Origin of the sequence: Microbispora sp. CA-102843 (assembly GCF_050936215.1) — a bacterium.
Taxonomy (GTDB): Bacteria; Actinomycetota; Actinomycetes; order Streptosporangiales; family Streptosporangiaceae; genus Microbispora.
In genome coordinates this window covers 4,196,305-4,207,825 of the sequence record NZ_JBNJNF010000001.1, presented here as the reverse complement: position 1 = coordinate 4,207,825, position 11,521 = coordinate 4,196,305, and the positions used below count along the sequence as shown (strand labels likewise).

Genomic DNA, 11,521 nt, shown 5'->3' with positions numbered 1-11,521 from the left:
TGATCGCGACGAGCCGGGCCGATGATCGGCCGAGGCGGGCGGACCATACTCTTGGGGAGGAAAGCCGCGCCTCGGAGGCGCCCGGCGCGACCAGGAAGGGACAGGCGCGTGCTCACCGTCTGTGTGGCCCCGGCGGACCCGCCGCTGATCGTCGAATCGATCCGCGCCGCCGGCGGTGAGGTCGTCGGCGATCCCCGCCGGGCGGAGGCGCTGGTCTGGACGGACTCGCGGCCGGAGGGCGTGCGGGAGTACCTGACGCCGAGCGTGCGCTGGGTCCAGCTGCCCGCCGCGGGCGTCGAACGCTGGACGCGGGAGGGGCTCGTCGACTCCACCCGCGTGTGGTGCTCGGCTGCGGGGGCCTACGCCCCGCAGGTCGCCGAGCACGCCCTCGCCCTGCTGCTGGCCGGGGTGCACCGGCTGCCCGCCGCCGCCCGGCGCCGTACGTGGCGGCGGGACCAGCCCGGCACGCTGCGCGGAAGCACGGTGGCCGTCGTCGGCGCGGGCGGGATCGGCAGGGCGGTCGTCCCCGGGCTGCGCGCCCTCGGCGCGGACGTCCTCGCGGTCAACCGCTCGGGCGAGCCCGTCGAGGGCGCGGCCGAGACCGTGCCGTTCGAGAGCCTGCCCGCCGTCTGGCCGCGGGCCGATCACGTCATCCTGGCCGCGCCGGCGACCCCGGAGACGTACCGGATGGTCGGGCGGGACGAACTACGCGCCCTGGGCCCGCACGCGTGGCTGGTCAACGTGGCCCGGGGTGAGCTCGTCGACACCGACGCCCTGCTCGCCGCGCTGCGCGCCGGCGAGATCGGCGGCGCCGCCCTCGACGTCACCGACCCCGAGCCGCTGCCGGACGGGCACGGCCTGTGGGCCGAGCCGAACGTGCTGATCACGTCGCACAGCGCCAACCCGCAGGCCCGCCTCACCGAGAGCCTCGCCGAACGAGTGCGCGAGAACGTCGCCCGCTATATGCGGGGGGAACCGCTCCTGGGCCGCATCGATCCGGCGCGGGGCTACTGAGGTATTTCGACCGGGCGGGACAGGCCGGAGTTGATCACCGCGGAGATCGACGCCGAGGAGGCCGAATATCGGGCACGGGAGGCCGCCAACCAGAAGGTGTGCCACCGCTCCCGGCACGCCCTTGAAAGCTGCTGATCATGGCTTTCCCGGCCAGGGCGACCGCGTGGTCGAGCCCGCCGCCCACAGCGACCCGGGTGACGCGGTCCTTGCGGCTCGGGCGGGCGCGCCGCGGGCTGGACGGGGGTCGCTCCGCCGCGCTCGTCGGCGGCGTCTATCGTCTCCGCATGAAGGTCTGTTCCATCGCCGCTCCGGCCACGGCCGAGGAGGCGGAGGCGATCCAGGACGCCCTGCGGCCCCGGCTGGACCTGACCGGCCCCGGTCCCCGTGACCCCGCCCTGGTCGCGGGGGTGGACGTGGCCTATGCCGACGACCTGCTGGCCGCCGCGGTCGTGGTGCTCGACGGGACGAGCCTGGACGTGGTCGAGCAGGTGACGGTGCCGGGGCGGCCCGCCTTCGACTACGTGCCCGGCCTGCTCGCCTTCCGCGAACTGCCCAGCCTCGTCGAGGCGCTGGAGCGGCTCACCGTCACACCCGACCTGATCGTCTGCGACGGGTACGGCCTGGCGCACCCACGGCGGTTCGGCCTCGCCTGCCACCTCGGGGTGCTCACCGGCCTGCCCACGATCGGCGTCGGCAAGACGGCCTTCGTCGGCTCCTTCGAGCCGCCCGGCCGTGAGCGCGGCTCGTGGAGCGACCTGCTCCTGGACGGCCAGGTGGTCGGCCGGGTGCTGCGCACGCAGGACGGGGTCAAGCCGGTCTTCGTCTCCGTCGGCCACCGCGTCGACCTGGAGACCGCCTGCCACGACGTGCTCGCCCTGACCCCGCGTCACCGGCTCCCCGAGACGACGCGGGCCGCCGACCACCTGTCCCGCGCGGCGCTGAGGGCCGCCCGAGCCGCCGCCCTCTGACGACGGCCCGCCGTATGCGTCGCCGGGAACCGCGGACGCGGGCCAGGATGAGGCCATGCGAAAGGTGGCGGATTTCTGGTTCGACCCGTCGTGTCCGTACACGTGGGTCACCTCGCGATGGATGGCCGAGGTGGAGAAGGTGCGGCCGGTCGAGGTGCGCTGGCGCGTGATGAGCCTGTCGGTGCTGAACGAGGGCCGCGAGGACGATCCGGAGGGCGACCCGGGCGGATACCTGTGGCGGCCCGTACGCGTCTGCGCCGCGGTCGAGCAGCGGTACGGCAGGCGGGCGCTCGGCGCGTTCTACACGGCCATGGGCCGGCGATTCCACGAACGGGCCGAGTGGGACGCGATCCCGGCCGCGCTCGCCGACGCCGGCCTGCCCGCCGACCTCGCGGAGGCCGCCGAGTCCGGCGCGTACGACGAGGTGGTGCGCGCCTCACACGAGGAGGGCATCGGGCTGGTCGGGCGGCACGTCGGCACTCCCGTGATCGCCGCCGAGGACGCGGACGGCCGCCGGGTCGCGTTCTTCGGCCCGGTGATCTCCCGCGTGCCGCGCGGCGAGCAGGCCGGGCAGCTGTGGGACGGCGCCGTCCTCGTGGCCGGCACGCCCGGATTCCACGAGCTCAAGGGTCCACCCCACGAGGAGCCGCGATTCGACTGACCGCGAGGGCACCGTCCGGCAGACGGCGGAGCCGTGGCGGCGCGGCGCTCGTGCTCAGCGTGACCGGGAGGCGCCTCGGGCGTGATCAGGAGGCGCCTTCGGCGAGGTGGCGTTCCACGGAGGCGACCTTGGCGTCGAGCCTGCCCTGCCCGGCGCGGGCGTCGGCCTTGAGCACCAGGCTGACGCGGGAGCAGCGGGCCTCCACGGCGGCGACCGCGTCCTTGACGACGCCGAGCACCTCGTCCCATGTCTCCCCCTCGACGGTGGTGAACATGGCGTCGGTGCGGTTGGGCAGCCCGGACGCGCGGACCACGCGCACCGCCTCCGCCACCGCCTCGCCGACATCCTCACCGGCGCCGATCGGCGTGACGCTGAACGCGACGAGAACCGACATGAGACCTCCTCGAAGATCGCATCCCCCGGCCACGCTAACACCCGCCGCCAGGGGTCACGTTGGCAGGCGGCGGCGGGTCACGCGCGGGTGGCCCGCTCACCCGTCCTGTGGCGGGCGGCCGCACGGGCGTGCGCGTCCGTGAGGAGAGCACGCACCCGCGCGGCGGTGGCGTCGCCGGGGTTGAGCACGCAGATCCAGGACTGGGCGGCGTAGACGGGGTGCGGCAGGATCCGGTCCGGCACGCGGTAGTCCAGCGCCTCCTGGTGGTCGGCGTGCGCGGCCGGCGGATATCCGAGCAGTTCCTCGAACACGGCGCGGCCGACCCCGATGTTGACCCGGAAGACGCCGGAGCGGTTCAGGTCGGAGGCGGTGTCGAACCCCTCGTAATCCTTCACCACGATCGTGGCGAAGGGCATCTTCCGGTTGGCCGGCTCGTCGTCGGGGTCGTAGTAGAAGAAGGTGTCTCCCCACGCCGCCTGCGGGGCGCCGTTATCCTCCGCGGCGGTGAAGGCGACGACGCCCGGGAGGGCGGTCAGGAATTCGATGACGTCGTTCTCGGTCACACGAGGTCCTTTTCTCGCTGGATTTCCTCCTTCAAGTTTGTCATTCAAGTCTTATATGAGACTTTTCCGGGAGTTCCGCTGTTGAACCTTCGCCTACTCTCAACTCGCGGGTGAGACCCGCGCGCTCGGTCTCAGGTGCGGGGAGGCCGCACCACCGCGACGGGGCAGTGCGCGTGGTGCAGGACCGACCGGCTCACCGAGCCGAGCACCGCCGCGCCGACGGCGCCGCGCCCCCGCGACCCCACGACGAGCAAGTCGGCCTTCTCCCCGGCCTCGACCAGCGCGGCGACCGGGTGCGCGCAGACGGCCCGCATCTCGGCGGCGACGTCGGGATACCGGTCCCGGTGGGTACGCAGCGCGCCCGCCACGTAGTCCTCCTGGGCCTTGCGCACCTCGCCGACGTCATAGGTGATCTCGGGTGCGAAGGGGTGCGCCGGAAGCTGCCAGGCGTACAGGGCGAGCAGGCGGCAGTCGCGCAGCCGTGCCTCCTCGAACGCGTAGGTCAGGGCGGCGCCGGCCTCGGCGGAGCCGTCGACGCCGACGACGACCAGCCCGTGGGCCGCCGACACCCCGGGACGCACCACGACGACGGGGACGTCGACCTGACCGGCGACGTGCATGCTGACCGATCCGAGCAGCATGCCGGCGAACCCGCCGTGTCCCCTGCTGCCGATCACGATCTCCGCGGCGTTCCCGGCCTCCTGACGCAGCGCCCGGGACGGGTCGCCCTCGATCATGACGGTGGCGACGCGGACGGCCGGGTGGGTCTCCCGCACGGCCTGCTCGGCCTCCTCCAGGATCCGCCGGCCGGCCCGGTCGAGCTGGTCCTCGATCGGGATGGGATAGCGCGCGATCTCGTACGGCAGGCGGTCCACCGCGTGGACGATCCGCAGCGGCAGGCCCTTGCGCGCCGCGTCGCCCGCGGCCCACTCCACCGCGGCGGCCGCGGCGCGCGAGCCGTCGGTGCCCACGATGACGGGTTCGGTCATGGCTCCTCCTTCTGCTCCTGCCCCCCATCCGACCGCCTGTGCCTCGTCCGGGGCAGGGCCGCTGGTCCCGGCCCCGCGGGACCTTTCTCCTCCCCAGGGCGGGCCCGGATCCCCAGAGCGGACACGGATCCCAGGGCAGACACGGATCCCAGGGCGGACACGGAGCGGCCGGCTCGCGTACCGCTGAGGCCGCGAGCCGGCCGGAGGTCGGGAACAGACCGGAGGATCAGGAGCAGGTGAACCCGCTCGCCCCCGGCGAGGAGGGGCCGGACGCCTGGAAGCCGAAGCTCGCCGACGCGCCGGGCGCGAGGTTCCTTGCCCACGAGGGCGCCTTGGCCGTCCAGCGGGTGCCGCTGGAGGTCACGGTCGCGCTCCAGGCGTTGACGAGGCTCACGCCGGACGGCATGCCCCAGGTGACCGTCCAGTCCGGCCAGGCCGCGGTGCCGGTGTTCTTGACCGTGACGTTCGCCGTGAATCCGCCCTGCCACGAGCTGTCCACCTGGTAGGTCACCTGACAGGTCCCGGGGTTCGCCGACGGGGACGGGCTGGGGCTGGGCGACGCGGAGGGAGATACGGACGGGGACACGGAAGGAGACGCCGACGGCGAGGCGGAGGGCGAGACGGACGGGGAGGCGGACGGTGACGGCGACGGCGACCCGCTGGGCGTCGTCGTGGTGTAGCTCGCCTCCGTGTAGTCCGCGCCGCACTGCGATCCGCAGGACGCGGGCAGGGCGAAGCTGTAGACCCGGCCGCCGTTCACCAGTGCGTCGGACACGTCGCGCACCCGGATCTGGAACCGCGTCGCGCCCTGCGTGAGCCCGCCGATGATGTACGACTGGCCCATGTCGGAGTTCATCTGGGCCTGCTTCCAGGCGCCGTCGGCGTAGTACTCCACCCCGTGGATGCCGTTGGGCAGGTGGGAGACCGCGATGGCGGGCCACCACGCCTGCGCGCCCTTCAGGAACCCGATCCTGATGTCACCGCTGTAGCCGGGCGCCGGGACGAACGACCACGTCATGTGGCGGTTGTTCCAGTGGTTCGGGTACATGTCCCCGACCGGCGTCCCGTTCTTGGCGAACCTGTTGAGCGACGGCTTCGACAGGTCCAGGTGATACCGGTCGTCGCGGCACCAGCCGTTGGCGTCGCCGCAGCTGTCGGCGACGAGCATGGTAAGCGTCGCGCCGTTGTAGGCGTCGGAGACCCACGAGCCGTTGCGGCAGAACGCCTGGCCGGGCGCACCGTCGTTGACGCCGGTGCAGTAGTCGGAGACGGTCACCTTCACATACCGGCCGCAGTTGAGGCCGTTGTTCCACAGCCCGGCCTTGGACGCGTTCGCGCCGGTCAGCGGCCGGGGGTAGAAGGAGTAGTCGCCGGGCGTGTCGTACACGTTGAGCGCGACGAAGTCCTGCGAGTCCAGCTCCGACTGCGGCATGCCGCAGCCGCCGTACGGCGAGCCGAGGCCGTCGAAGTAGGTCGCGCTGCCGGTCACCGGCGCGGGCGGGTCGGCGACCGCGCCGGCCGGCGTCGCGGCGGGCCAGGCGGTGAGCAGCACCGCGGCAGCGGCGGCCGCCCAGATGCGGCGTCGGACGGAGGTTGCGCGGCCGGTCATCGGGCTCCCCTGCGGTCACGGTCGTGCTAGTGCCGCGACCGCCAAGGTTTGCCCGGACGGAGCGGTGTCCAGAGTGGTGCATCGCAAGGCGGAGGAGGAGCTCGTAGCGGAGCTACGAGCGACGACGACAACGAAGCGAGGTGCCGCTCTGGGCGACGCGACGGGGCAAAGATTGGCGGGAGGGGCACTAGAGGAACGCCGAGATCGTGACGGCGGGGCGGCGGCCCGGTCAAGGCGCCCTCGCGGACGATCACGGTGAGCTGGGCGATTCTCCGGTGAGGGCCTGTAACTTTCATCACCATGGCAAACCAGAGACGTGCATAAGCCGACTTTCGGGGCAGGGGGCACGAAAGCACGCAACAGCCCTGGGGAGCGGCCATATGACAGACCTCGCACGGGACATGCCGGTCGGTGTCGAAGAGGAGTTCCACGTCGTGGACCTGGGAACCCGGCAGCTCGTCCCACGCGCCGGTCTGCTCCTCCAGCAATTGCCGCCCGACGGGTTCACGCAGGAGTTGCAACGCTCGGTCGTGGAGGCCAACACCCGCCCGTGCACGCGTCTGGAGGACCTCTCCCGGGAGCTGGCCGGGCTGCGGGCCGACGCGGTCGCGGCGGCGGACGGCCTCGGCCTGGGCATCGTCGCCGCGGGGATGGTCCCGCTGGTCGACGCCGACACGATGAAGATCTCCCCCGATCCGCGCTACGAGCAGATGCTGGCCGACTACCAGGCGCTCGCCCGTGAGCAGCTCATCTGCGGCACCCAGGTGCACGCCGAGGTGCGCGACCGCGACCTCGCGGTGGCCGTCACCCACCGGCTGGGTCCCTGGCTGCCGCCGCTGCTGGCCCTGAGCTGCAGCTCGCCGTACTGGATGGGGACCGACACCGGCTACGCGAGCTTCCGGTCGATGGTGTGGCAGCGCTGGCCGACGGCCGGGCCGGCGGCGCGGTTCGAGTCGGCCCGGGAGTACGACGCGATGGTGGACGAGCTGGTGCGGTCGGGGGTCATCAGCGACCCCGGCATGCTCTACTTCGACGTCCGGCCGTCGGCGCACGTGCCCACCGTCGAGCTGCGGATCTGCGACGCCTGCCCGCGCGTGGACGACATCGTGCTGATCGCCGGGCTGTTCCGCGCCCTCGTCAGGCGGGAGCTGGACGCCCTCGCCGACGCGCCGCCTTCGGCGGCCGCGAAGTCCGTACGTACGGAGTTGGTGCGGGCCGCCTCCTGGCGGGCGGCGCGCTCGGGACTGGAGGACGAGCTGGTCGATCCCATCGAAGGCGTGCCGAGGCCGGCCCGTACGGTCGTCCGCCGGATGCTGGAGGGGCTCCGGCCGCAGCTGGAGGAGTCCGGCGACTGGGCGCTCGTCTCCTCGCTGGCGGACCGGGCGCTGGCGGACGGCGGATCGGCCGCGCGTCAGCGTGAGGCGTTCCGGCGCGGCGGCCGCCTCACCGATGTGGTGGACCTCCTGCTGGCCGAGACGAGATCCGGGGACCGGCGACTCGCGGCGGCCGGGAGGTAGGACATGTGCGGACTGACCGGCGAGATCCGGTTCGACGGGCGGCGCGCCGACATCGGCGCGGTGGGCAGGATGACCGACGCGATGCACGATCGCGGCCCGGACGGGTCGGGCCTGTGGTCGCAGGGCCCGGTCGCTCTCGGCCACCGGCGTTTGAAGATCATCGATCTGTCGGACAAGGCGGCCCAGCCGATGGCGGACCCCTCCCTCGGCCTGGCCGCGGTCTTCAACGGCTGCCTCTACAACTACCGTGAGCTGCGCGAGGAGCTGCGGGCCGAGGGATACCGCTTCTTCTCCGACTCCGACACCGAGGTCCTGGTCAAGGCGTTCCATCTCTGGGGAACGGACTGCGTGCGCCACTTCGCGGGGATGTTCGCCTTCGCCGTCTTCGAACGGGCGACGGGACGGCTGACGCTCGCCCGCGACCGGCTCGGCATCAAGCCGATGTACGTGTCCGGGGACGGGCGGCGGCTGCGCTTCGCCTCCACCCTGCCCGCGCTGCTGGCCGGGGGCGAGGTGCGCACCGACATCGACCCGGTCGCGCTGCACAACTACATGACCTTCCACTCGCTGGTGCCGGGCGAGCGCACCATCCTCACCGGCGTCCGCAAGCTGCCTCCGGCGACCGTACGCACGGTCGAGGCCGACGGGACCTCCCGCGACACGGTCTACTGGGACCCGCCCTTCACCCGCCTGCCGCGATACGCCGGGATGGACGCGCACGACTGGCGCGAGGCCGTGCTCGACCGGCTGCGCACCGCCGTCCGCAGGCGCATGGTCGCGGACGTGCCCGTGGGCGTGCTGCTGTCGGGCGGGCTCGACTCCAGCGTCATCGTGGCCCTGCTGGCCGAGGAGGGCCAGCGGGACCTGTCGACGTTCAGCATCGGATTCCCCCCGGCCGGCGGCGACGCGGGAGACGAGTTCCACTACTCCGACCTGGTCGCCGAGCGCTTCGGCACCGACCACCACCGCATTCTCGTCGAGGACTCCCGCCTGCTTTCCGGCCTGCCCGAGGCGGTGCGGGCCATGAGCGAGCCGATGGTCAGCCACGACTGCGTCGCCTTCCACCTGCTGTCGGGGGAGGTGGCCAGGCACGTCAGAGTCGTGCAGTCCGGGCAGGGCGCCGACGAGGTGTTCGCCGGATACCGCTGGTTCCCCCCGATGGCCGCCGTGCCACGCGAGGACGCGTTCGCGACGTACGCCCGGGAATTCTTCGACCGGCCGCACGAGGATCTGACCGGCATCGTCGCACCGGACCACCTGGCCGAGGATGACGTGAGCGCCGAGGTCGTCCGCCGCCACCTCGACCGGCCGGGCGCCGAGACCGCGCTCGACGCCGGGGTGCGCCTGGAGACCCGGCTGATGCTCGCCGACGACCCGGTCAAACGGGTGGACAACATGACGATGGCCCACGGCCTGGAGGCCCGCACGCCGTTCCTCGACCATGAGCTGGTCGAGCTGGCGGCGGCGTGCCCGCCGGAGCTGAAGCTCGCCGGGGGCGGCAAGGGCATCCTGAAGGAGGCCTCCCGGGCGCTGCTGCCGCGCGAGGTCGTCGACCGGCCGAAGGGCTACTTCCCGGTGCCCGCGATCCGGCACATCGACGGGCCGTTCCTCGACCTGGTGCGCGACGCGCTCACCGCGCCCGCCGCGCGCTCCCGCGGCCTGTTCGACAAGGCGTACGTCGAGGAGTTGCTGGAGAACCGGGAGGCCCACCGCACCACGACGGGGGTCAACATGCTGTGGCAGCTCGGACTGCTGGAGATGTGGCTGCAGGCCCAGGGAATCTGATGGCGGAGCACGTCCTCGGCGCTGCGTCCCCCGACGCCGGGTTCCTCGATGCCGTGTGCCTCCACGCCGGGTTCCTCGACGCCTGGGGCTGCTGGACGCCGACTCCGGCGCCGGACCGGCGCGCCGTCGCGTACGTCGGCGACAGGGACGGCACCCCGCGGGTCTGGGTCCAGCCGGTGGGGCCGGGCGGGCGGGCACGGGTCGTCGACACCGGGCCAGAGCCGGTCGCCGACGTGAGCTGGTCGCCGGCCGGGGACCGGCTGGCCGTGCTCGTGGCACCGGGCGGCGGCGAGCACACGCAGGTCTGGACGGTCCGCCCAGACGGCGGCGACCTGCGCCCGCTGGCCGCGCCCGAGGGCGGATCGGCGTGGTTCGTCGAGTGGACCGGCCGGGGCGACCTGCTCCTGGTGGCCGAGGCATCGGCGGCCGGGCCGGCTCGGGCCCTGCTGATCGACGCGGCCACCGGCAGCCGGGAGACGGTCGCCGCAGGGCCGCTGCTGCACCCGGAGTCGGTCAGCCGCGAGCACGCGAGGGTGCTGCTACGGCGCGGCCCCCGCGGAGTCCGGCGGATGTATGTCAAGGACCTCTCCCCGGGCGGCACGGACCTTTCAGGGGGTGACTCGGGCCTGTCCGGGGGCGTCGCCGAGCTGCCGCTGCTCGCGGACCTGCCCGGCTCGACCGAGCACGGCGTGCTCTCCCCCGACGGCGCAACCGCCTATCTGCTGACCGACGCGGGCCGGGACCGCGCCGCGCTGGTCGCCGTGCCGGTCCACGTCCCGATCCACGGGGGCCGGAAGGTCCTGCCGGCCGTGGTGGCCGAGCGCCCGGACGCCGAACTGGACCGCTTCGCGCTCAGCGTGGACGGCCGCCGCCTGGTGCTGGTGTGGAACGCGGCCGGACGCTCGGAACTGGAGGTGCTGGAGGCGGGCGACGGCACCGGCGGCGGTTCCGACGACGCCGGGGGCGCGGACACCGGAAGGGCCGCCACGGGTTCCGGTGGCGCGGCGGCGGGATTCGGTGCGGGGTTCGGTGCGGGGTTCGGCGGCGGCCCCGGGTGGGTGCGACGGGCGCTCCCCGCTCCGCCCGGTGAGGTGGTCTCCTCGATCAGGCTCTCATCGGATGGCCGGGTGGCCGTGCTCGCCGTCGAGGGGCCGGCCCAGCCGTCGCACGTCGTGCTGTGCGACCTGGACGCGGGCCGATATCTGCCGGTCGCCGGAACCGGCCGGCTCGCCGGGGCCGTGGACGCCGAACTCGTGCGCGTCCCGGCCCGCGACGGGCTGGAGCTCAGCGGGTGGCTCTACCGGCCGCCCGGCGTCCTGGGCCCGGCGCCGTACGCCGTCTTCCTGCACGGCGGGCCCGAGGACCAGGAGCGGCCGGCGTTCACCCCGCTGTACCAGTGCCTGGTGGCCGCCGGCATCGGCGTGTTCGCGCCGAACGTACGCGGCTCGGCCGGGTTCGGCCGGGCCTTCCGCGACGCCGACAACCACGCGCTGCGCTTCCGCGCCATCGACGACGTGGCCGACTGCGCCGCCCACCTGGTGCGGGCCGGGCTCGCCGACCCCGGCCGCCTCGCGTGCCTGGGCTGGTCGTACGGCGGCTACCTCACGCTGGCCGCGCTCGTCACGTATCCACGGCTCTTCCGCGCAGGAGTGGACGTGTGCGGGATGGCGGACTTCGCCACCTTCTACGAGCGCACGGAGCCGTGGATCGCGGCGGCCGCCGTGAGCGAGTACGGCCATCCGGAGGCCGACCGCGACCTGCTGCACGCCCTGTCGCCCCTGCACGCCTTCGACCGCCTGACGGCCCCCCTGCTCGTGGTGCACGGCGCGCGGGACACCAACGTCCCGGTGTACGAGGCCGAGCAGGTGGTCCGCGCGGCCCGGGCCCGGGGCGTGCCCTGCGAGCTGCTGCTGTTCGAGGACGAGGGGCACGAGATCCGGCGGCGGGCCAACCGGGTCAGGTTCGTGAGACGAGTGACCGATTGGCTCGGACGGCGCCTGACCGGCGTGTCCTCCGGGTGA

The 11,521-nt window shown here is 73.5% G+C and carries 10 protein-coding genes; 6 read left to right on the top strand and 4 right to left on the bottom strand.

What is annotated here, in order from left to right; genetic code table 11:
* Positions 1-108 precede the first annotated feature (108 nt).
* From ACQEVJ_RS19465 to ACQEVJ_RS19455, 3 genes are all read left to right on the top strand, one after another.
* Complete coding sequence (locus ACQEVJ_RS19465; RefSeq protein WP_433102905.1) at positions 109-1,014, top strand: D-isomer specific 2-hydroxyacid dehydrogenase family protein; 906 nt, start codon at positions 109-111, stop codon at positions 1,012-1,014.
* Positions 1,015-1,298: 284 nt separating this feature from the next.
* On the top strand, positions 1,299-1,982 hold the full coding sequence (locus ACQEVJ_RS19460) for an endonuclease V (RefSeq protein ID WP_433102903.1): 684 nt from the start codon (positions 1,299-1,301) through the stop codon (positions 1,980-1,982).
* Positions 1,983-2,037: 55 nt separating this feature from the next.
* A complete protein-coding gene (locus ACQEVJ_RS19455) occupies positions 2,038-2,643 on the top strand; it encodes a mycothiol-dependent nitroreductase Rv2466c family protein (protein ID WP_433102901.1) in 606 nt (201 codons plus the stop codon).
* A gap of 85 nt (positions 2,644-2,728) precedes the next feature.
* Here the strand turns inward: ACQEVJ_RS19455 and ACQEVJ_RS19450 are convergent, their stop codons facing one another.
* The 4 genes from ACQEVJ_RS19450 to ACQEVJ_RS19435 all read right to left on the bottom strand — a co-directional run bounded on the left by ACQEVJ_RS19450 (position 2,729) and on the right by ACQEVJ_RS19435 (position 6,198).
* Entirely contained in the window at positions 2,729-3,037 is a 309-nt protein-coding gene (locus tag ACQEVJ_RS19450; protein ID WP_079319572.1) for a thiamine-binding protein, read from the bottom strand.
* Between the two features lie 77 nt (positions 3,038-3,114).
* The gene (locus ACQEVJ_RS19445; RefSeq protein ID WP_433102898.1) at positions 3,115-3,600 is read right to left on the bottom strand and encodes a DUF6194 family protein; all 486 of its coding nucleotides are present in this window, start codon (positions 3,598-3,600) and stop codon (positions 3,115-3,117) included.
* A gap of 131 nt (positions 3,601-3,731) precedes the next feature.
* Positions 3,732-4,589: a universal stress protein gene (locus tag ACQEVJ_RS19440; protein ID WP_433102896.1), complete on the bottom strand. Its 858-nt coding sequence runs from the start codon at positions 4,587-4,589 to the stop codon at positions 3,732-3,734.
* A 226-nt stretch (positions 4,590-4,815) separates the two neighbouring features.
* Positions 4,816-6,198, bottom strand: coding sequence for a cellulose binding domain-containing protein (locus ACQEVJ_RS19435; RefSeq protein ID WP_433102894.1), 1,383 nt, complete (start codon positions 6,196-6,198; stop codon positions 4,816-4,818).
* Positions 6,199-6,578: 380 nt separating this feature from the next.
* Here ACQEVJ_RS19435 and ACQEVJ_RS19430 point away from each other — a divergent pair, with 380 nt between their 5' ends.
* From ACQEVJ_RS19430 to ACQEVJ_RS19420, 3 genes are read left to right on the top strand one after another with little or no spacing between them, the layout of a single operon-like run.
* On the top strand, positions 6,579-7,715 hold the full coding sequence (locus ACQEVJ_RS19430; RefSeq protein WP_433102892.1) for a carboxylate-amine ligase: 1,137 nt from the start codon (positions 6,579-6,581) through the stop codon (positions 7,713-7,715).
* A 3-nt stretch (positions 7,716-7,718) separates the two neighbouring features.
* Positions 7,719-9,500, top strand: a complete 1,782-nt coding sequence (locus ACQEVJ_RS19425) for an N-acetylglutaminylglutamine amidotransferase (protein WP_433102890.1) — start codon at positions 7,719-7,721, stop codon at positions 9,498-9,500.
* Complete coding sequence (locus ACQEVJ_RS19420) at positions 9,500-11,521, top strand: S9 family peptidase (protein WP_433102888.1); 2,022 nt, start codon at positions 9,500-9,502, stop codon at positions 11,519-11,521. Before ACQEVJ_RS19425 ends, ACQEVJ_RS19420 begins: the two co-directional genes overlap by 1 nt.

Excerpts from the sequence above, each read along its gene's own strand:
- ACQEVJ_RS19460 (WP_433102903.1), top strand. The coding sequence starts at position 1,299 with ATGAAGGTCTGTTCCATCGCCGCTCCGGCCACGGCCGAGGAGGCGGAG.
- ACQEVJ_RS19455 (WP_433102901.1), top strand. The coding sequence starts at position 2,038 with ATGCGAAAGGTGGCGGATTTCTGGTTCGACCCGTCGTGTCCGTACACG.
- ACQEVJ_RS19450 (WP_079319572.1), bottom strand. The coding sequence starts at position 3,037 with ATGTCGGTTCTCGTCGCGTTCAGCGTCACGCCGATCGGCGCCGGTGAG.
- ACQEVJ_RS19440 (WP_433102896.1), bottom strand. The coding sequence starts at position 4,589 with ATGACCGAACCCGTCATCGTGGGCACCGACGGCTCGCGCGCCGCGGCC.
- ACQEVJ_RS19435 (WP_433102894.1), bottom strand. The coding sequence starts at position 6,198 with ATGACCGGCCGCGCAACCTCCGTCCGACGCCGCATCTGGGCGGCCGCC.
- ACQEVJ_RS19430 (WP_433102892.1), top strand. The coding sequence starts at position 6,579 with ATGACAGACCTCGCACGGGACATGCCGGTCGGTGTCGAAGAGGAGTTC.
- ACQEVJ_RS19425 (WP_433102890.1), top strand. The coding sequence starts at position 7,719 with ATGTGCGGACTGACCGGCGAGATCCGGTTCGACGGGCGGCGCGCCGAC.
- ACQEVJ_RS19420 (WP_433102888.1), top strand. The coding sequence starts at position 9,500 with ATGGCGGAGCACGTCCTCGGCGCTGCGTCCCCCGACGCCGGGTTCCTC.